This window comes from Paenibacillus sp. DP01 (assembly GCF_044784315.1).
In the GTDB taxonomy this organism is placed as follows: Bacteria; Bacillota; Bacilli; order Paenibacillales; family Paenibacillaceae; genus Paenibacillus; species Paenibacillus polymyxa.
This window is the reverse complement of the sequence record NZ_CP173059.1, coordinates 1,025,284-1,046,419: the sequence shown is the minus strand read 5'-3', so window position 1 is coordinate 1,046,419 and position 21,136 is coordinate 1,025,284. Positions and strand designations below refer to the sequence as shown.

18 protein-coding genes and 1 riboswitch are annotated in these 21,136 nt (G+C 43.3%); of the genes, 5 read left to right on the top strand and 13 right to left on the bottom strand.

The genetic code is table 11. The annotated features are described in order from the left end of the window. Positions 1-133: 133 nt before the first annotated feature. The 7 genes from ACH59B_RS04735 to ACH59B_RS04705 form a co-directional block, all read right to left on the bottom strand. On the bottom strand, positions 134-1,567 hold the full coding sequence (locus tag ACH59B_RS04735; protein ID WP_404303413.1) for a metallophosphoesterase: 1,434 nt from the start codon (positions 1,565-1,567) through the stop codon (positions 134-136). A 274-nt stretch (positions 1,568-1,841) separates the two neighbouring features. Then, positions 1,842-2,843 carry a Gfo/Idh/MocA family protein gene (locus tag ACH59B_RS04730; RefSeq protein WP_031462935.1) on the bottom strand — a complete coding sequence of 334 codons (1,002 nt, stop codon included), beginning with the start codon at positions 2,841-2,843 and terminating at the stop codon, positions 1,842-1,844. 191 nt (positions 2,844-3,034) lie between these two features. Then, a complete protein-coding gene (locus ACH59B_RS04725; RefSeq protein ID WP_017426248.1) occupies positions 3,035-3,676 on the bottom strand; it encodes a deoxynucleoside kinase in 642 nt (213 codons plus the stop codon). After that, the gene (locus tag ACH59B_RS04720; protein WP_016819853.1) at positions 3,676-4,296 is read right to left on the bottom strand and encodes a deoxynucleoside kinase; all 621 of its coding nucleotides are present in this window, start codon (positions 4,294-4,296) and stop codon (positions 3,676-3,678) included. The genes ACH59B_RS04725 and ACH59B_RS04720 overlap by 1 nt, the downstream gene beginning before the upstream one ends. Before the next feature lie 167 nt (positions 4,297-4,463). Then, positions 4,464-5,063, bottom strand: coding sequence for a response regulator transcription factor (locus tag ACH59B_RS04715; RefSeq protein ID WP_017426246.1), 600 nt, complete (start codon positions 5,061-5,063; stop codon positions 4,464-4,466). Then, positions 5,060-6,193, bottom strand: coding sequence for a sensor histidine kinase (locus tag ACH59B_RS04710; protein WP_016819851.1), 1,134 nt, complete (start codon positions 6,191-6,193; stop codon positions 5,060-5,062). The genes ACH59B_RS04715 and ACH59B_RS04710 overlap by 4 nt, the downstream gene beginning before the upstream one ends. Before the next feature lie 60 nt (positions 6,194-6,253). Then, positions 6,254-7,315, bottom strand: coding sequence for a fatty acid desaturase (locus ACH59B_RS04705; protein WP_117288388.1), 1,062 nt, complete (start codon positions 7,313-7,315; stop codon positions 6,254-6,256). Positions 7,316-7,527: 212 nt separating this feature from the next. Beyond that, positions 7,528-7,611, top strand: a riboswitch (ZMP/ZTP riboswitch). A gap of 113 nt (positions 7,612-7,724) precedes the next feature. Between ACH59B_RS04705 and ACH59B_RS04700 the strand changes: the two genes are divergently transcribed. From ACH59B_RS04700 to ACH59B_RS04690, 3 genes are all read left to right on the top strand, one after another. Next, positions 7,725-8,591 carry a bifunctional 5,10-methylenetetrahydrofolate dehydrogenase/5,10-methenyltetrahydrofolate cyclohydrolase gene (locus tag ACH59B_RS04700; protein WP_019686224.1) on the top strand — a complete coding sequence of 289 codons (867 nt, stop codon included), beginning with the start codon at positions 7,725-7,727 and terminating at the stop codon, positions 8,589-8,591. Continuing rightward, complete coding sequence (locus tag ACH59B_RS04695) at positions 8,588-9,226, top strand: cyclodeaminase/cyclohydrolase family protein (RefSeq protein WP_102998739.1); 639 nt, start codon at positions 8,588-8,590, stop codon at positions 9,224-9,226. The genes ACH59B_RS04700 and ACH59B_RS04695 overlap by 4 nt, the downstream gene beginning before the upstream one ends. A 219-nt stretch (positions 9,227-9,445) precedes the next feature. Beyond that, entirely contained in the window at positions 9,446-10,948 is a 1,503-nt protein-coding gene (locus ACH59B_RS04690) for a stalk domain-containing protein (RefSeq protein ID WP_404303410.1), read from the top strand. 118 nt (positions 10,949-11,066) lie between these two features. Here the strand turns inward: ACH59B_RS04690 and ACH59B_RS04685 are convergent, their stop codons facing one another. Both ACH59B_RS04685 and ACH59B_RS04680 read right to left on the bottom strand, forming a co-directional pair. Then, complete coding sequence (locus tag ACH59B_RS04685) at positions 11,067-12,059, bottom strand: ABC transporter substrate-binding protein (protein WP_016819846.1); 993 nt, start codon at positions 12,057-12,059, stop codon at positions 11,067-11,069. 204 nt (positions 12,060-12,263) lie between these two features. Then, positions 12,264-12,644 (bottom strand): helix-turn-helix domain-containing protein, encoded by a 381-nt coding sequence (locus tag ACH59B_RS04680; RefSeq protein ID WP_029514340.1) that lies wholly within the window; start codon positions 12,642-12,644, stop codon positions 12,264-12,266. A 142-nt stretch (positions 12,645-12,786) separates the two neighbouring features. Here ACH59B_RS04680 and ACH59B_RS04675 point away from each other — a divergent pair, with 142 nt between their 5' ends. Beyond that, complete coding sequence (locus ACH59B_RS04675) at positions 12,787-13,461, top strand: NAD(P)H-dependent oxidoreductase (protein WP_016819845.1); 675 nt, start codon at positions 12,787-12,789, stop codon at positions 13,459-13,461. A 112-nt stretch (positions 13,462-13,573) separates the two neighbouring features. On the opposite strand, the gene ACH59B_RS04670 is transcribed toward ACH59B_RS04675, so the two are convergent. From ACH59B_RS04670 to ACH59B_RS04660, 3 genes are all read right to left on the bottom strand, one after another. Further along, positions 13,574-16,444: an S-layer homology domain-containing protein gene (locus ACH59B_RS04670; protein WP_016819844.1), complete on the bottom strand. Its 2,871-nt coding sequence runs from the start codon at positions 16,442-16,444 to the stop codon at positions 13,574-13,576. Positions 16,445-16,864: 420 nt separating this feature from the next. Further along, the gene (locus ACH59B_RS04665; RefSeq protein ID WP_016819843.1) at positions 16,865-17,572 is read right to left on the bottom strand and encodes a hypothetical protein; all 708 of its coding nucleotides are present in this window, start codon (positions 17,570-17,572) and stop codon (positions 16,865-16,867) included. 116 nt (positions 17,573-17,688) lie between these two features. After that, the gene (locus ACH59B_RS04660; RefSeq protein WP_016819842.1) at positions 17,689-18,105 is read right to left on the bottom strand and encodes a MerR family transcriptional regulator; all 417 of its coding nucleotides are present in this window, start codon (positions 18,103-18,105) and stop codon (positions 17,689-17,691) included. A gap of 260 nt (positions 18,106-18,365) precedes the next feature. Between ACH59B_RS04660 and ACH59B_RS04655 the strand changes: the two genes are divergently transcribed. Beyond that, positions 18,366-19,406: an NAD(P)-dependent alcohol dehydrogenase gene (locus tag ACH59B_RS04655; RefSeq protein WP_016819841.1), complete on the top strand. Its 1,041-nt coding sequence runs from the start codon at positions 18,366-18,368 to the stop codon at positions 19,404-19,406. A gap of 210 nt (positions 19,407-19,616) precedes the next feature. Here ACH59B_RS04655 and ACH59B_RS04650 read toward each other — a convergent pair whose 3' ends face one another. After that, a complete protein-coding gene (locus tag ACH59B_RS04650) occupies positions 19,617-20,999 on the bottom strand; it encodes an amino acid permease (protein ID WP_016819840.1) in 1,383 nt (460 codons plus the stop codon). Between the last annotated feature and the right edge of the window lie 137 nt (positions 21,000-21,136).

The following is a 21,136-nucleotide window of genomic DNA, read 5'->3' as shown; positions in this document are numbered from 1 at the left end:
TCAGATGTCTCTCTATAAGAAAGTCCCGGCCCTATAAGGAAATGAAAAAGGATATCCTTGCAGCCAAACAGACTGTAGGATATCCTTGTATGATCATTTAGAGACCATTTGGAAACCATTGAATCAAAATATACTAATAATTTTTGATAATCCCGAACTGATCCACAATAAAAGGTTTGGCATCATTTTTGTTTTGATCAATTTCATACGTTACGGCTGTAAGTTTATTTTCGTCTACGGTGATGCCCACAAAATTTTGTACCTGTCCTCGTACAGGTCTACGATTGTCACTCGGATCTGGGCCATAAACTGCCGCATGATTCTCTTCAGCTAGTTCAAAAAGATTATAATACTTATCTCCAAGTTTTTCACTTGGGTTTTTGTAGTAGACCTTGGGGCCAGCGGTTGCCGGAATGACATAGATACTTCCATCCGGATTCACACTATATTCAATCGTCTTTTCATTTAATCTATCTTTTAATTTGGTTGGCGTTGTTGCTTTACCCTCTTGGTTGATTGGTTTCGTCCGAGCATAAATATGATCATGCCCCTGCACGACAAAGTCGATATCAAGTTTGTCCATGAGTGGAGCGATTTGGTTACGAACTCCATTGTTATCCATGATGTCAGCATCTGTTGCATGGTTAGAGGTAGTGTAAGGACCTTTATGAATATTCACAATGATCCACTTTGCACCTGCCTTTTTGGCTGCCGCAGCATCTTTCTTTAACCATTCGACTTGGTCTTCAGAAAAATTGGCATATTTCTCTGAGTCCTCATTGGAGTTCAGTACGATAAAGTGAGCATTGCTGTAATCAAAGGAGTAGTACGCTCCTGTTTTAGTAGCTGAACCAGCTGGTTGGTTAATATTAAAGTGATCATAAAAAGCATAGTTCTCATCCTCATGATTACCTGCTGAAGGAACAATGGTTGTATTCAAAAGGCTTTTTTGTGAATGCCCCAACAACCAGTTCCACTGCTCTTCTTTGGTACCGGTATCTACGATATCCCCGTTGTGGACTACAAACTGAGCATGATTTACGGTTTGAAGTGCTTTTTCGAGCGTCTGTGAAGACAATATGGCTTCATCTTCGCTTTTTGCTTGTGTATCAGCTAGATCAATGAAGGTAAATTCACCGCTCTTAGGAGCTGTTTGAAACGTACCTGTTTCGCTCCATATCCCACGCGCTGCATCACCCACACGATAATAATAAGCTGTGTCCGCTTGAAGACCTGTAGCTACGGCTTTATGGACAAGCTCTTCTGCAGAATTGGTCGATGGAGAGGAAGTACCTTCAAATGTAAGAGCACTCGTAAAATCAGCTTCAGAAGCGGTTTTCTTGGTTACTTGAACCGTGCTCTTCGTGAAAAGTTTTGAGGTATACCAGGTAAATCCTTTGGAGGCTTTGGTGTCTCCATAAAATGTAGCTGTAACTTTACTAATACCTTGATCTGTGTTCACTGGTGACTCAGCATGAACAGGCAAAGCTGACATGCCAGTAATCAAACCTAGTGCAAGAGCAACAGACATAGATGTTGCTGACCATTTTTGAAACTTCTTAAACATGTGTACACTCCTCTGTGCAGTTAATATGTAAAAGTTATAAACATGATCATAACAATCAATTGTTAATACGTTGTCTTTGGAAATATAGTACTTTGTAAAAAATGAGAATAGGTATATAAACTAAAAAAGGCCCCGGATGTTTGCAAAATTTGCTAAACCGGGAGCCCTTATTCCTGTTCTAGGTGCTATTTACATATAGTATTAGACTCACCCCATATAAGAAACAGTGGCGAGTCTTCGAAAATCATTAAGGTTTTATTAAATCACTAGCCAACTAATGCGCAGAAGTATTTTTCAAATCCGCTTCATAACGAAGGCCAAATTGTTGTCTTGCCTCCTCCATCACTTCAGCGACTGCCAGTGAACACTCCAAAGAGTTAATAGAACTGTTGCGTTCCCCACTCTTGATCAGATCCATAAATTCCCGAATTTCATAATACATGGGCTCACGCGTCTGAGCCTTGGTCAAATCCTCAATCGTGCCGTCCCGATAATGAATTTTCACCTCATAGGGCTGGCTGATTTTGTCGATTACCATCGTTCCATACTCACCCTGAATTTCGGCAGGCAAATAGGAATCTGTAATTTTGGAATGCATGACGATCGCATCCATATCCGGATACTTCATCACGATGCTGCCCTCGCCGTCCACACCAGAGGATAACAGCACACCCACCGCTCGGATCTCATCCGGTTTGCCGAACAATGCCACCATCGGATACAAACAATACACTCCCAGATCCATCAAGGAACCATTTGAAAAAGCCGGATTAAAGGCATTCAGCACCTTACCCTGCTTAAAAGCATCAAAGCGTGAAGAGTATTGACAGTAACTTGCAAAATAACGCCGAACCCGGCCTATTTTATACATATGATCCTTTATAATTTTAAAGTTGGGCATAAGCGTGGATTTAACAGCCTCCATCAACAGAACATCGTTGTTGCGCGCGGCTTCGATCATGCTCTGCACCTCTGCTGCATTAGAAGCAAAAGGCTTCTCACACAGCACATGCTTTCCATGGTTCATACATAAGATCGCTTGCTCTGCATGTAAGGAATTAGGACTGGCAATGTATACGGCATCAACCTGATCACTTGCAGCCATTTGCGCCAGATCTGTAAAAACCTCCGGCTGGCTGCTATATTTATCAGCAAAGGCTTGGCCTTTCTCCTCTGTTCGTGAGTACACCGCAGTCAGGGAAAATTCGTCTGTCTCTATCGCAGCTTGAATAAATCTTTCCGTTATCCAGTTCGTTCCAACGATACCAAAACGCATCACAGTATCCCATCCTTTCCCGTGAGTCATTACAATTAATATATGTTCCTATTCTCGCATTCCAGCCAAGACTTGTCCACTATACTGCCTGTCATCCCTCATACTTCCACATATTAAAAAAGACTGCGGTCTATCAGCTTAATTTATACTGATTGTACCACAGTCCTTGTATGCTTTTTGGGGTTATATCTCTACTTTGTGGAGATTACCTTGCCCACTTCTGTCAAAATGGCATCCATGGAGGCAGGGTCATGTACATCGTACTCATCAATGTTTAGACGCAGTACAGGACAGGCATCAAATTCGTTGATCCAATTGGAATATCTGCGATGCATTTGCTCCCAATAGGATCGCTCGGTCTGAATCTCCATTTCGCGACCGCGTTCTTCGATCCGACTCAGTATGGAGGGCAAGCTGCCTTCCAGATAGATCAGCACATCAGGGTGCGGAAAGAACGGGGTCATGACCATCGCCTCAAACAGGCTAGTATATGTTTCGTAATCGGTAGGGTTCATTGTTCCCTGATCAGCATGCATTTTCGCAAAAATGCCTGTATCCTCATAAATGGAACGATCCTGCACAAAACCTCCACCAGACAAGAAAATGTTCTTTTGCTCCTTGAAGCGTTCCGCGAGAAAATAGATTTGCAGATGAAAGCTCCATCGTTCGAAGTCGTGATAAAATTTCTCCAGATACGGATTATGATCGACTTGCTCTAACGAGGTTTTAAAACCAAGACGACTGGCCAAAGCACCTGTTAACGTGGATTTACCTACACCTACCGTACCCGCTACCGTAATCAGGGCATTTGCAGGAATGTTGTAATTATTCACTATATAAGCTCCTTTACATCGGAAACAATTTGTTCAAATTGTGCCTGGTTTTCTACAAAATCAATTTCATTCCCGTTCACGGTCAATATACGCGGGGCAGGTGACTGTTCGGCGAGAAACTGAATGCCTTTATCATAATCCGTAATTAATTGCTCCAGATAGGCAGGGTCCATCTCCTGTTCAAAGGAGCGTCCGCGCTTACGGATTCTGCTCAGCAACGTATCCAAATCTGCTCTAATATAAACGATAATGTCCGGCTTAGGCATATCATCGGTGAGCAAATGATAGATTTGGCGATATTTTTCGAGTTTTACACCTTTAAGTGTACGTTCAGCAAAAATCAGATTTTTATAGATATGGTAATCTGAAATCACAGGCTGAGCTTTCTCGATATATTGCAGGCCAGTATCCTCTAGCTGCTTATACCGATTGCAGAGAAAGAACATTTCCAGCTGAAAGCTCCACTCATCTATATTTTGATAGAATTTATCGAGAAACGGGTTTTCCTCGACAATCTCTTTGATCATCGGCAAATGTAGCTCGGTTGAAAGCATCGAAGCCAACGTCGTCTTGCCGGCTCCAATCGGCCCTTCAACGGCTATAAACGGGGCTTGTTTCATGCGGTTCTGCTCCTCCTTGTACTCCAGGTCCATCCTGTGGACAACTATCCTATTGTATCACAAGGAAGTACGCTAGAGGCATAACAAATCTATGGATAAAACAAAAAAACAGAGCAGCTATGTTTGGTTTCATAGCGCCCTGTCCTGCTTAATATTTTGTCTGTCTCTCATTTAAACCAACCTTTTTCATTAAAACGTGTAATGGCCTCAATCCGGTTGCTGACACCCAGCTTATCGAGAATGACTGAAATATAATTCCGCACTGTCCCTGTTGTTAAATACAGTTCACCAGCAATTTCTTTGGTGTTCTTTCCGTCAGCAATAAGCGCCAAAACGGTCTTTTCACGCTCAGTCAGCGGGTTGACCTCGGCATAAGCATCATCAACCAGTTCTGGAGCGTAAATACGCCGACCTGCCATAATACTGCGAATGGAGGAAGCCAGTTCTTCACTGGGACTATCCTTGAGTAAATAACCGTGTGTGCCCGCCTTAATCGCTCGTTCAAAATACCCGGGGCGAGCAAACGTTGTTAAAATAAGCACCTTGCAATTCAAGCCTTTGAGTTCCTCTGCCGCATCCAATCCGCTCTTGATCGGCATTTCGATGTCCATAATGCATATGTCTGGCTGATGCAGCTTCACCAGTTCTATAGCTTCTTCCCCGTTGCTTGCTTTTCCGACTACTTTCATGTCTTCTTCCAAGTCCAACAGGGAGGCTAGAGCACCCAGCAGCATACGCTGGTCTTCTGCGATGACGATTCGAATCATGGCCCCACCTCCTCATTCGGCTTTTCAGTGATGTTAGGCACTTTAATGACCAGGGTCGTTCCCTGATCTGAACGCAGTTCCATACATCCGTTCACGAATTCGAGCCTTTCCTTCATGCCTTGCAGACCATGTCCCCGAAAGACTGCATTTTCTCCCATAATACCAACTCCATTATCCTGAATCCGCAGGGTCAATTCCTTACGAGACGGCTCAATGGTGATGGAGCAAGCGGTAGCTCCACTGTGTTTCACTACATTGGTTACGGCTTCCTTCATACACATACTCAGCACATTTTCATTCATTAATGACGTATGCTCCAGCTTCGGGTCGCCCTCCAAGGTCAGTTCGATGTGAGCAGCCTTTAAAATTTGCCGAATACGCAGCAGTTCATCCTCTAGTCTCATGCCGCGCATTTGAGTAACCATTTCTCGTACTTCTTTTAACGCACTTCTCGCCGTAAGACGAACATCGTTAATTTCGGCATGAGCCCGTTCCGGGTACTGGTCCAGCAGCTTGCCCGCCAAATCGCTCTTCAGTCCAATGAGTGACAGCTTCTGACCCAAGGTATCGTGCAGGTCACGCGCGATTCTTTGCCGTTCCTCCAACTTAATCAATTCCGATATTTTTTTATTGGCATCCTCCAATTGGACCTGAAGCCGATCACTTTTGTTGCGATTAAAGTTCGTAATCGGCAGGAGGATCACACCAATCAGATTGAGCAGGATAAAAGGAATCTGCTTAATGAATACAGGATTTTGAGAAACAAACCCATAATTAATTAATCCAATCGTAATCACCATTAAAATAATATACAGCGTCGTAAATGCAGCCTTACTTTTCATATTACCAATCAGATAAGCGATAAATATGGAAAAGTACATATAGCTAAATAGCAGCGTCATCGTAATCGATATAGCAATCTGCACACTGGTCCAAAAGTATATGAGCCAGCCTTGAGAGACAAAAGCCAGTACATAACAAGCAAAAAACACCAAAATAATAGCAGTTCCCAGAATAATATGACTTGTAGATGAAGAACTAAAATAATAAAAGGGCAGGATATAAAAGACAACCCACACATAAGGGCTAAGTCCCGTATTTCTTTGGAAAATCTGATACCACTTTTGCATCCTGCCACCCTTTTCTACTTTAGATACCCCTTATTTTATCATACCAATTTCCGTACAACGTTATTTTCGTTCCGTGCCTACAACAGGCGTAGGGATTGGCTTTGAAGTGCCAACACGTTTGCTAAGCAGCGGCTTTACTTGTTTAAAGGTCAGAAAGGTCTTTGTACTTTCATCCCATAGTCGGAACTTCAAAGATTCCAGACTGCTACTCACCGTAATCGTGGTCGCCTTTTGCAGCAACGGTGTCGCTTCATGCGCTTTCTCCAAATTGTAATTTGGTACTTTCGGGCTCAAATGGTGAACATGATGAAAACCAATATTACCTGTAATCCATTGCAATACTTTAGGAAGCTTGTAGTAAGAACTACCCTCGACGGCCGCATTAATATAACTCCACTCTTCATCATGCTCAAAATACGAATCCTCAAACTGGTGTTGCACATAGAACAGCCAGATTCCCAACATACCAGAGACAAAAAAGATAGGCGTCTGTACCAGAAGGAATGCCTGCCAACCAATAGCCCAGCACAACAGTGCATACAATGCAACAATGGATATATTCGTCACATAGGTGTTTATTTTTTCCTTACGTTTGGCTGTCTTGATATTAAACCGATAGGAAATCAAAAAAGTATAGATTGGACCTAGGCCGAACATAACCCAAGGATTTCGATATATACGATAGGCCAGCCGTGTCCATGTGGAAGCTGCTGTGTACTCTTCTACCGTGAGCACCCACATATCACCTGTGCCTCTTTTATCCAGATTACTGCTGGTTGCATGGTGGATCGCGTGACTATTTTTCCATTGGTGATAAGGGCAGAGCGTAATAATACCTGTAATCGTTCCCACAATATCGTTCAGCTTGCGACTTTTGAAAAAAGATTGATGACCACAATCGTGAAAAATAATAAACGTCCGTACCACAAACCCTGCCGCAATAATGGTAATGGGAAGCGTCAGCCAGTAAGAAACCGCCAGGCTAAGATAAGCGGCATACCACAATAAGATCAGCGGTCCCAAGGTATTGAACAGTTGCAGAACGCTGGATTTCGTGTTTATTTTCTCGTAGGGAGCCATATTTTTTTTCAATTGAGCTAACGGGAGTTGTGTCATACCCATTATGATCCTCCTTTAAAATGCAGCCCATACCTTAATCCTGTCAGGCGTACATGTTGATCTAAGCTCAGTATAAGGAGACCGCTGTATCTGCTGTAGTCATAAACGTCAGTTCGGGTATATGACATTTGTCATATAGACAACTAACCAAACCTGTTTGGCAAATGTTCACGGGTTTCTTTTTTGCTGTTATTTTGTTAAAATATAAGATATATAACGCTGTATGTGACTGGCGAAGTCAGTGGAATGAACCACGAGGGAGCATACAATCAAGCGTACCGTTCGCCTGGGAGAAGTATTTGCAGAGGATTCGTCTGTCTTGACGACCTTGTGCAAATACTTTTTTTCGTTTTCTAAGACCATGACACCCTGTTGATTCCATTATGCGATAAATTCAGAGGAGGCTCGGACTATGGCTATTATCATGAAATCCAAAGAAGCAGCTGAGCAAGTGTATGCAACGATCCGTTCCCAAGTAGAGCAAATGAAACAGCAAGGACACCGTCCCCATCTGGCAACCCTGTTGGTAGAGGGTGATCCGGCATCTGCATACTATGCACGGACCAAGCAAAAAATAGCAGAGAAGCTGGGCATCTCATTTCATCTCCATACTTTTAATCGTCATGTAAGCGAAGCCGAGCTTTTGCACCTGATCGGCACCCTAAATGATGCATCCCATGTACATGGCATTATGCTGGAACTCCCGCTTCCTCAACATCTTTCCGCCTCCGTTATTAAACAATCCATCGCCCCCTACAAGGATATTGATGGAATTACGCCTGATAACAAGCTGGCTACCGTTACGGGTGACGCAGGGCTATACCCCGCTACACCTCAAGCCTGTATTGAACTGCTCAAGCATTACGGCCACTCCTTGGCAGGCAAAAATGTCACGCTCGTCGGCATCGGACAGACGGTGGGACTTCCCCTTTTCCACATGCTGCAAAGAGAAAATGCCACCGTCACCGCCTGCCATGCAGGTACGCGTGATATTGCAGAGCATCTGAGCCATGCAGACATTGCCTTCGTCGCAGTCGGATGCCCTGATGTGATTACGCAGGATATGGTTCATCCAGGTCTGATTCTCGTGGATGCAGGAATTAATGAGACGCTGGAGGGTAAAATTGTGGGGGACGCTGCTCAGGACGTTGTAGAAAAGGTACATGCCATTTCTCCCGTTCCCGGTGGTGTGGGCACCCTAACGACCGCAATTTTGTACAAAAACTTGCTCAAAGCGATACATCTGCAACATTACTCCAGAGAGGTGGTTTATTCATGAGTGAACTGTCGTGGAACCAGTCCATCGGACATTTTCTGAAAGAAGCTGCAAGTGCAGCGCCTACCCCTGGTGGAGGAAGTGTATCCGCGCTGGCTGCGGCACTAGGCGCAGCGATGACCTCCATGACCGCCAACCTTTCTCAAGGAGAAAAATACACGCAATTCCGTGAACAAATGGTGCAAGTCATTAGCAGTATGGAAAGATTGTCTACGCATTGTGAGGAACTGATGGCCGCAGATATCCAATCCTTTGAACAGTACATGACCGCGCTGCGTTTGCCCAAAGAAACAGACGAAGAAAAGCGCTATCGTACCCATTCCTTACAAACAGCTGTGATTGCTGCCATTGAAGTACCTATGCGCCTGCTGGAAGTATGCCGGGACGGACTATCACAAGCCTACAATATTGTGGAAATATCCAATAAAAATGTGATCTCTGATCTGGGCATCGGTGCGATTCTGTTTGAAGCAGCCGCTCAATCCGCCCTGCTCACCATTGATATTAACCTTGCCTCGCTAAAAGACTTGGATGTCAAACAATCCTACGAAGCCAAAACAGCCACACTCCTCCGTGAAATCGGACAAATTAAAGAGCAAACCTTGTTGACCGTACGCAGTCGAATCGCAAGTAGTTAGCTCATACTACGCACTAGCTGTGCTAACCCATATATTCTACCTACTTGCTAACAGAAATAACCTCCAAATCCATCTCTATTCGTTGGGTTTGGAGGTTATTTTATTGCAATTCATTGTATTTGGGAAACTTTTCTATACTTTCTTCGTCTATGGATTAGGGATATTCTTTAAGATTACTTTTTCTCTTATACACATTGATCAAGAAATGAGGAAAATCGTATGAAAAGACGTGGTCTATTACTCAGTATAATTACGATATTACTGATCAGTCCCAGGGTGTGGGCGGCCGGAAATGATTCTACATCGCATATTCGCTCCTATGATTCCGGAAGTCTGATCCAATCCGATGGAAGCTTGTGGCTGTGGGGCTATAATCAATCCGTACCGACTTGTGTAGAGGGTAAGCCAAACGCAATAAAAACATTCTCTAATATCATCAACGAAGGTGATCTGCTATTTACCTTGCAAGACCACTCTGCTTGGTATGTGCCTAGAAACAACATTTCTGAATCTGTGAAGTTTGTTCCTCTGGAAGGACTACAGAACCTCGCTGCTGTAAGTAGTTTGAATGATCATGTACTCGCTCTGACCAACGAAGGCAGCATATTTCTCGCTGATCAACTCGAAGATAAAAATACCTTTAGTCCTTTTCAAATTCTGTCTGGCATCGACGAGGTTGCCGATATAGTCAGTTACTATGAAGAAAGACCGGATTATGAGGAACGCTGGATATTTCTTAAGAAAGACGGCAGTGTATGGAAAAACACAACAGCCTTACAGGGCTTCGAACCTATTTCACCATTAAAAGACATTACGGCAATTACTAAAAATATAGCCTTAAAAAAGGATGGTACCGTGTGGACGTGGCCCAAAGAATTTGATAAAAATGCAGCTCCGTCCGAAACGCTATCCGTATCGCAAATTCAAGCCTTATCAGGCATCAAGACAATCAAGGCTAATAGGTATTCCAATCTCGCCATTGATCAGCAAGGTCGGCTATGGTTCTGGGGGGCTACAGTTACAGGTGCCTTAGACAATACGACCTATCACAACACGAATACCCCTGTACTGCTAACAGGAGTAAAGGACGTTAAAGACGCCTTTTTCGTTGAGCGCTCCCTTCTTGCTCTAACCACTGCTGGTAATGTATATGTTGCATCTCTAGATGGCGAAAAATTATCTTCCAATGCCCCTTTTACATTACTTGCTCAAAATATTCAAAGCATCAAGGCAGGCCCACGGCACGTCATCATGCAAAAGGCAAACGACGCACTGTGGGGCTGGGGTGTTAACAAACACGCGCAACTCGGCATAGGCGATTATGAATTTCTTTATAGTACGCCAGTTCCTGTACAAAAGCCGATTCTCGTCCGTCTCAACAGTACACCTGTCCCTCTAAGCAACGGTGTGATTACCCGCAATGGGCAGGCGTTTATTCCCCTGCGTTCTGTTTTTGATCAACTGGGGGCCGACATCACTTATGATTTCAACAGCAAAATAGCGAAAATGAATCAGTCCAAGGCGGGAGACCATCCCGTCTCTCTAGAAATTAATTTTAAAACCAGCCAAACAAAAGTGAACGGTAAATCTGTAGAACGCACCAATCCGCCCTTCATGGTGAACGGTATTGGTTATCTTCCACTGAGGCTCATCAGCGAGACACTGGGAGCCAAGGTAGATTGGCTACAAAAAGAAGATACTATCGTAATTACGACGAAATAATATATAAAAGACCAGTCCAAACATGATTTATGTTGGACTGGTCTTTTATTGCTATATACTGCGTGTAGTATGCAACTTCCTATCTGCCTTCGACATTTCGTTACAACACAAAATTCACCTATTTTTTAGCTTTATTCTCTTTCTCTCTTTCAACCAGCATATCCACAATCATATCAATCTGTCCGGTAATAGCGATCGGATCATAGCGATAGTACGTATCAAAATCATTAAAGAACACTCTATTATTCTTCACCGCAGGCAGATTGCCCCACACAGCGGACGATTTCAGTTGCTTAAGCGCGGTTCCCTTTTTGTCTGGATCATAGGTTGTCAGGAACATGTAATCTGCGTCATACTGCGGCAGTACCTCCATTGAAAGCTGTACAGTTTGTTCCTTGGAATTAGCTGTCTTCTTCGGCATGTTCAGTTTGAGCGCATTGTATACGGCTTGTCCGCCTCGTCCTGCATTGTCGCCAAAAATCCAAAGTGCGTTCTTGTCCGTCAGCTCATACAACCCGAAAGTTGCCTTTTCGTCAATAACACCTTTCAGACGAGCGCGGCCTTCAGCAGCCTTTTTGTCAAAGGTGGCAATAAATTGCTCAGCCTTCTCCTTTTCCCCAGTGATATCGCCGAACAGCTTGACCGTATCATAGATATTAGTCGTGGTGCCGTACGGAATATACAGGGTAGGTGCAATTTTAGACAAAGCTTCATAATTCGTATCCTTCATAACCACGATCAGATCGGGTTTGAGTTCCAGCGTCTTTTCCAAATTGGTAGGATCACCCACCTCTTTGGTTCCTTTTTCCTTTAGCAAATCAGTCAGAAAAGGATTTTGAAACGCAGTCGGCTCCACACCCACCACGTTAGCACCAACAGACAGCAGTTCTCCGCCGTAAAAATCCGTTACAATACGCTGTGGCTTAGCGGGAATCTCAATATCCCCTTTAACCGTTTTAAAGCTTCTCGTCTCTCCAGTAGAAGCCGATTCTTGCTTATCTCCAGAAGATGAAACGGGATTACTTCCAGTGTTATTTCCGCCGCATGCGCTGATAAATACAGCCAATACAAGCATCAAAGTAGCCAGCATAAATATCGATTTTTTCCTCAACCTATTAGCCCCCTATGTAATATGGTAATAGCCTTATACCATTATGATAATGATTATCAATATCGTAAGAAATATATCAAGCGTCATCCTTGCTGTCAACTGCAAAGCGAACTTTTTATTATTTCACTTTTAAAATAAAAAGACCTGCCAAAATGATGGCCAGGTCTTTTGGATGCGGCTGCTTCTTAAACCTACAAATTGGGGCTAGGTTGCTGAAGGGCTGCTTTCCGGTGATCGCTGTTTTGTTTTATATTCTTCTCCCCAATTCTTCATCAGATTAATAATCGGGATGAGTGTTTCTCCAAACTCGGTGAGAGAGTATTCAACCTTAGGCGGAACCTGCTGGTAGACTTCACGATGAACGACACCGTCCTCTTCCAGCTCGCGCAATTGGAGTGTCAGCATACGCTGGGTAATTCCCGGGCAGATCCGCCGAAAATCACTAAATCGCTTAGTCCCATACATGAGATGGTATAAAATAATCCCTTTCCACTTGCCCCCAATCACATCCAACGTGTACTCAACAGGACACGCCTGATCATTCCCAGCGGTACATTCACCAAAACCGCCTTTCCGATTGCGCATTGGCCCTTCTCCTCCTTGGTATCATTTTATATACTACAGCACATTAATGTGCGTACTTCAAAAATGGTCATGTATATTCTAATATTAGTCATGCACTTAGTAAGCGTCAATTTCAATCACAACCATAAGGAGTGGAATCACGATGGAAACCTTAACAACCACTAAAGATCAAATCTTGGCTGCATACAAGTTCAGACATGCTACAAAAGAATTTGATAGTCATAAGAAAATTAGCGATTCCGATTTTGAGTTTATTCTTGAAACCGGTCGTTTATCCCCAAGCTCGTTTGGCTTTGAACCCTGGAAATTTGTTGTCGTCCAAAGTAAAGATATGCGTGAGAAGCTGCTGCCCTATTCCTGGGGGGCCACAAAACAGTTGCCAACAGCAAGCCATTTCGTACTTATTCTCTCCAGATTGCCTAAAGATATGGTAGCTTCATCCGATTATATCAAGAATATGATGGTAAACGTGCAGCAATTACCTGCTGAAGTGATGCAAGGCAAAGAGAAGGTATATGACGCCTTCCTAAAATCAGATTTTGCGCTTGAGGAAAATGAAAGAGCTATGTTCGAGTGGGCATGCCGACAAACCTATATCGCACTGGGCAATATGATGACTGCCGCAGCTCAAATCGGCATTGATTCCTGCCCTATCGAAGGTTTTAATAAACAAGAAATTGAACGCATCCTCTCCGAAGAAGGCATTATGGATGCCGAGCATTTCGGTATTTCTTGTATGGTGGCTTTTGGATACCGCCTGAACGAGCCGCGCGACAAAACTCGGCGACCTGTAGATCAGATTGTGGAGTGGGTATAAAGCGCGGAATATCCTTATTAAAAACAAAGGGCGCTCCATGCCATTTCCATGGCTAGGGGCGCCCTCTTTACATAAAACTATAGTTCCTAAAAGTGTTGTCACTTCATAACGCCTACTGATAATTCACTTCTTCCACGAAATAGATTTCCTTCAAACGAGCTTTCACACGCTGAATTTCATCTGCTGTTAAAGGAGCCGTTGGACATAGCTTGAAGTTCCTTCCGGTGACATAGCTTACGTCCGTGTGACTATTTTCCGGGCTGTAAGCAAGCTTCGGAACCGGTTTTCGGGTATAATCGGTAAAGTCAATAATGGACCATACCGCATCTCCATCCTCTTTGGTTAAAATAATCCGCTGTGAGGCATTTTCAGTCCACAAATAGCGCAGATTTGCCGGTGAATTATTGGAATCCATAGCTGTCTTTATTCCTGAACCTCTAAACATGAGCGTAAACTCGGTATGATCATTATTGGCTCCTGCTACCGATTCATAAATCTGTTTCAGCCCGTCTACACCCACAATCTCGACCTTGCGATCAAGCGGGAAATGATTCACAAAGTTCTCCCATATTGGAGCCATGTTATGGGTGTTGGCAAGTGCGTTGATGTCCAAAATAATGGACAAGTAGTTTACCGTATTTATACGTTGATAAGGGTTATCCAAATATTGCTGTACTATATACAGTTGTGGTGCCGCATCCGTCTCCGTCACATAGGGATCACCCGGATGAAGAGTCCAGCGTGAGGAATCTTTCGTATAGCGTGATCCAATTGGATCAATCGTAACCGAGTTCATGAATACGGTACCGCTATTATCAGCAATTCCTTGTGCGGGAACAATCGGATTGTCCTTATGGGACCAGTAAGGCATCAAAGGTGAGCCCTCACCATACATACCGTTGACATTATATTGTGTAGCCGACCATCCCATCGCCGATGTAATTCTATAGTGATCCTTAAGCCATTGAGTCTGTTCGGGATTCACCGTAAAGCTGGTCAATGATTTCGGCAGATACTTCCGATATTGGTCTGTATCCATGCTTTCAAACACGGATGGTGATCCCATCGAACCAGATTGGTGCAGCTCATTAAATGCATTATAACGATACATATACAGCCACTCATCCATCTTTGCTTCCCAAACAGGAAGCCCGGGCTCGGACTGGTTCGGGTACCCCGCCAGAATCCCAACTTCATCTCCATACTGATCGACAAATGCCAGAACCTGTTCAAGCTGCGGCCGATTCGCTTCTACAAAAACAAATCCGTTTTGCATCGCCCATGTCACTTTAATGTTGGGACCAAAGTGATCCATCAGCAATTGACGAGATTGCTTGATTTGATCTACGGTAGTCGCGCTTCCCTGCAGCATGATGGAGACAGCAAAGTATTGTTTTTTACGTTCCCCGGGTTCTACCGTTAATTCCGCATCGGATGTGAAGAGAATCCCTTGGGATGGAGACTCGACTGTGATTTTTAATGGAATAACCGAGTTCACTGCTGGAATCAAATGCAGGTTGGCAATCTTTCCATCCTCTTCAAATATTCCTCTGGAATCCTTTATCCGAAGTATCAAGTCTGATGGCAGCATTTCAGGAGCTATAATCTCTCCTTTAGCATTACGAAATACGTAGGACATTTTCCAAGCAGCCGGATCTAAAGTAGCCGCCTCTGAAATGGTATACGTGGCCAAGTATACAGACCTTATTACGTTCGGTGGTTCTGCCGGCGGAGTCTTCCCTTTTACGATCAGCTTGGTCTGAGCTGTAAGAACCCGATAAGGTTTGGCAATGGTGACCTTCATTTCTACCGGAATGAAGCTGTCCACAGCTGGTATTTTCTCGGGATGTGTGATTTTCCCTTGTACATCAAAAACACCTAACCCATCACTAAATGTGTACGTAACATTTGTGACACTGGCAGCAGGAATGCTTACTGGTCGTCCTTCATTGTATAGCTGAAAGGATAGCTGATACGAAGGGTACGTTTCCAGTTGATTTACTAGCTCCTGCGCCTTGATTACGACTTCATCGACCAAAAAATCCGAAGAGTGATCCGGTGGAATCACCGATGGGTCAACCGGAATTATTGGTGGTTTGGGATTAGGCACCGGTGGTGTGATTGGCGGTTCCGGTTTCGGCTCCGGTGGTGTCACCGGAGATACTGGTGAATCAGGCCTTGGGCGATGCCTTTTAGGCTCCTCAATTTCCGAATTCACAGGTTGTTGCCTAATTTCCGGTGTCAAATCGACCGCAATCTTCTTCGATTCTTGTTGGCTGGTCGTCTGAGGCAGCGTCGCAGCTCCATTTCCTAATGACTCCAGCAAACGCTTGGCACGTTCTTTCAGAACGTCACCGCCTAACCATATCCGATAAGCAACCAGCGTGGCGTCCTGCCGACTCACAGACTCTTTAGGGTGGAAATAATGATTTGTATCCCCCTCAATCAGTTCCAACCGTTCCATCATCCATACGCTCGTTTGTGCATAATTTGATATATTAGGTTGATCCACAAAACTGGATATACCAGTTGATCGGGTATCATCAGTAACACCAAAATACCGGGCATACCAAACGGCCATATCCTGACGAGTCATATTGTGCTTGGCACCGAATAATTGATCACTAATCCCTTTCGTAATGCTTTCTTCCTGCAAGGCCTGTACATAAGGTAAAGCCCATGGTGACACATCCTGAAAAGAAGTTACGCCTCTGTTATTCGATGTTCGCTTTAAGGTTTTAGCGAAAATGCTTGCCCATTCCTGACGCGAGATAAAATGTAAAGGTCGAAAGCTCCCATCCTGATAACCCGTAACATAACCTTGAGCAGCCATGGCCTCAATCGCATCAGCTGCATAGGAATGTTCGATATCGTTAAAGGCTCTGTCCGCAAAAACAGGCGCACTATGTATACAGAACATCCAGACAGCCAGTAAACCAGCCATGTAATGCCTAATTTGTTTTAACTTTTTTTCATAATTCATTATTTGAGATCATTACACCTCCTTTACGAGATAGCACTGGGCCACTTTCACCTGTACCTTCATATCAATTTTGAAAATCATCCTCTTTTGTTTTCAAACGGTTTTTCATTACTGTTAACACCAAACTGTATATACTTGAATTATCGGAATAATCTCCCTAGGATTGAATAAAGCCAGCAAAAAAAGTGGTTTGAGCAATCTGCTACCCTGCTCTTTCACCATATTTTTTAAGCCTTAATTCCCTATCACTAAACAATGGTTTTCATTGGCAATTAAATACTTATCACCTTTTGGACCTATCATTTTAATCATGTACACCATAAATAAAAAAAGAGATGACATCTGTATCCGCATTCGTCTGAATACAAAATGTTATCTCATTTTTTGTGTAAGATACACTTATTAAGTCCTGGCTGCTCGTTAATCCTTTTTCAACTCAGAACCCTTATAAATATAAAAGTAGCCCTTTAGAGTTCCGTTTTGCGGATAAGCAGCAGGATCTTTGTCTTTTATTTGACTTACCCACTCTCGATTTATAAGCGTAGAGGGTCCTTCCTCAACTAGTGCTTCAGCAGACATTCCCGTGATTGATTGTGCTGTGCTGGACCATAATGTAACTAAGTAGACATCGTTAGCATTAAAATGATAGCGTCCTTCACTTGGAGTTCCCTCATAAAACAGCTCAGCCAAAGAAGCAGCCTCAGATCCTCTCATAAAAATTCGAATCTCATCAGTTCCGTTCCATGTATGAGGAATTCCGCCTTTTGGATTCACGTATTCTACAATTGCTGGCTCCTTATCGGTATTAAAATCAACAATCGCATAATGATAAACCTCATCCGTTACACTTTTGGTTGCAAATTCAGTTATTTTATCTGTTTGATAGCCACTGAACTTTCCATACACATTTGGAGTTTTGCCAATAGCAGCAAGGGCCTTTTCCTGATCCATAGATCCGGCTCTACCAGCTACTGGTGTCAGCCTGTAGGTCTTGATTTCAGTCCCCTTGTACTGATCCCAAGTGTATTCGTAATAATATTTTGCATAAGATATTCCACTGTTCCAGCCTACAGATACCAGCATGATAATACCTAGCATGAATACTACTGGCCATTTTTTCAACTTCATACCCACAACCTCTTTTCTTCATATACACTCAAATCATCATTAGAATTATAGCTTTTCAATAATTCTACTAACAGTTAAATATTAGAAGGAAGTGTGGATAAATTATGTCTTTTCTGTTAGTTAGTCATGTGACTCCCTATATTATTGTTTTTATGAACATTTTCCGTTCCGGCATCCAATGCAGTTTTGTAATATAAGCATTTATGTTCAATAACCTCCATTGTTTTTTTTAGTTCCTCCATTTGTGCTTCTACAGTCGCTTTTCGTTCGATAAACATGTCATATCTTTGTTGTAGTGTGGAATCTCCCCCAGAACACCAATCTATGAAATTTTTAATTTCTTTGATCGGCATTCCGGTGGATTTTAGACATTCAATTATTTTTAAAGCGTCAATATCGGATTCTTTAAATAATCTTGTTCCGCTAGATGTCCGTTCTACAAAAGGCATAAGTCCCTCCTTGTCGTAGTAACGCAAGGCATATGCTGTAAGATTCAATTCTTTAGCAACTTCGCTGATCGAATATGTCTTCATCATGTATCTCCTATCCTTAATGATATAGACTTCGAGTTAACTCTAGGTATAAAGGGATTCTATCAAGCTATTGGTTGAGTGTCAAAGTCTCCTAGCATAATTTTTTAAAAGGAATATAGGTAGTTGCTTGACTTAGAGTTAACTATAAGGATTAACATTGATCTGCAAGAGGAAAACTTCAATCGACTTCACTTAGTTTTCACTTTGTATTCAATACAATTACTTTCTCTTGAAAAATATAAGTAATTAGGAGGCTATTTATGATTACTGCTAAAGCACGAGCTGTCGACGGCCCAGACAAACCGTTTCGAGCGGCTGAAATTAAACGACGGGATCTTGATTCACATGATGTATTAATTGAAATTAAATATGCTGGCATATGCCATTCTGACATCCACACTGCTCACGGCGAATGGGGACCCGTGAACTACCCACTCGTACCTGGACATGAAATTGCAGGGATTGTTACGGAAGTAGGAGCTAAAGTTACAAAGTACACAGTTGGTGACCGGGTAGGAGTTGGCTGTATGGTTGATTCCTGTGGCGAATGCGAGAACTGTCGTAAAGGAGAGGAACAATACTGCCTTAAAGGAAATGTCCCTACCTACGCTGGTGTTGACAAATACGGCGAGCCTACACAAGGCGGGTATTCTACCCACATTGTCGTAACTGAGGATTTTGTAGTAAGAATTCCAGATAATATTGAGCTTGAAGTGGCTGCTCCATTACTTTGCGCAGGTATTACGACTTATTCGCCGTTAAACCACTGGGGAGCTGGCCCAGATAAGAAAGTGGCAGTTGTGGGTATGGGAGGCCTTGGCCATATGGCTATCAAGATCGCACATGCTATGGGTGCTGAGGTAACCGTTCTATCACAAACATTAAAGAAAAAAGAAGATGGCTTGCAATTTGGCGCGGATCACTATTATGCCACAAGCGAACCAGAAACATTTGAAGAACTGGCTGGACGCTTTGACTTGATTATTAATACGGTAAGTGCCAACATAGATCTGAACGCTTATTTTGCACTACTCACTCTTGACGGAACTTTGGTGAATGTCGGTGCCCCCGGGGAGCCGATGTCACTCAATGTGATGTCCCTTATCGGACATCGCCGTTCATTTGCAGGATCAATGATAGGAGGTATCCGCGAGACACAGGAAATGCTGGATTTCTGTGCGAAACACAATATTGTTCCTAAAATTGAAGTGGTATCAGCTGACCAGATTGACGAAGCTTACAAACGAGTATTAGCATCTGATGTGAAGTACAGATTCGTGATTGACATTAGCACAATGTAAGCTAGGTAAATCAATAAGTTGTAAAAGCAGTTTTAATTGAAGGTGTCTCCAAGTATAGCTTGGGGGTACCTTCGCTTTATTTTGCAATGATCACACCCTTCTGTAGCTCACTCACAGCCTTTCCATTGCTCTATTCCTCTCCATAAAAAAAAGCCGAGTGCAACTCAGGACATCTGAATTACGCTCGGCAAATACTACATCTTGAGCAGCCTATTCGTGTTTCTCTAATTCTTCAATTCTCTGCCGCTTTCCTATACCAAAGACAAAATATCCAACAACGACGATCGCCATGAAGGTTGCCCCGACAATTAACGACAAGCGTGTATCCGGATTAAACCACATTCCAACGATTACGAGCAACAAAAAGATAATAGTGATGTAATTACTGATCGGGAAAAAACGAGACTTAAAATTATGATCTTCCATTTCGTTTTTCCACTTTTTCCGGAATTTAAATTGACTGATGGCTAATGCAAACCACGGTACCATACCCGGGAGAACACTAGCGCTGTAAATATACAAAAACAGTTTGGAATCAGGCATTAGGTAGTTAAATAACACGCCTACCAGTAGCAAGGAAATGGTCGTTATTATACTATTTCTAGGGACACCGCTTGCGGAAACCTTCCCGAAGAACTTAGGAGCTTGTCCGTTCTTAGCCAATGTATATAACATTCTGCCCGCACTATAAATACCACTGTTGCAACCTGACATCGCAGCTGTAAGTACGACAAAGTTAATAATACCCGCAGCAGCTACAATTCCTACCTTGGCAAAAGTCAGAACAAACGGGCTGCCAATCTCGCCAATTTGGTCCCAAGGATAAATCGTAACAATGACAAAGATTGCCCCTACGTAAAAAATCAGAATACGCCAGATGATGTTTTTAATAGCTTTTCGCAGGGTCATTTTCGGATTTTCTGCTTCACCCGCTGTAATGCCTACCATCTCAATCCCCTGGTAAGCCGCCGTTACAATACATAGTGCAAATAGGAACCCTTTTAACCCTCCTGCAAAAAAACCACCATGGCTGACTAGATTGGATAGACCTATCGGTTGTCCGCCGTTACCGAGGCCAAAGAAGATCATCCCCGTACCAACTACTAGCATGAAGATAATAGCGATAATCTTAATCATCGCAAACCAAAACTCAAATTCTCCATAGAATTTCACAGCCGCTAAATTGGCCAGCGCAATAATAATTACACCTGCCAAAGCCGGCAACCATTGCGGGATATCCGGGAACCAGTAGCCCACATATACCCCAATCGCAGTGACCTCCGCCATTCCTACAGTAACCCATAAGAACCAATAGCTCCAAGCGGTCAAGAAACCGGCCAAAGGGCTGATGTATTTATGAGCAAAGGTAGCAAATGAGCCCGTCACCGGTTCAAGAATCAGCATTTCCCCCATGATCCGCATGACAAAAAACATAATAATCCCAGCTAAGAGATAAGCCAACAGCACCGAAGGACCTGCCCATTTTATCGTACTTGCCGATCCCATAAACAAGCCAACGCCAATCGTGCCTCCAAGCGCAATCAACTCAACGTGTCGTGGCTTCAGCCCTCTCGTTAATTGTTTCGATTCCAAAAGAACGCTCCCCTTCGTATATGTTCGTCATCAAATGCTAATGATCCGGAAAACTGCCCCCAAACATTATTAATTTTCAGACTGACGTGGTTGATCGAACGACTACACAGTAGCTCCACGATTCATAAATATACAAA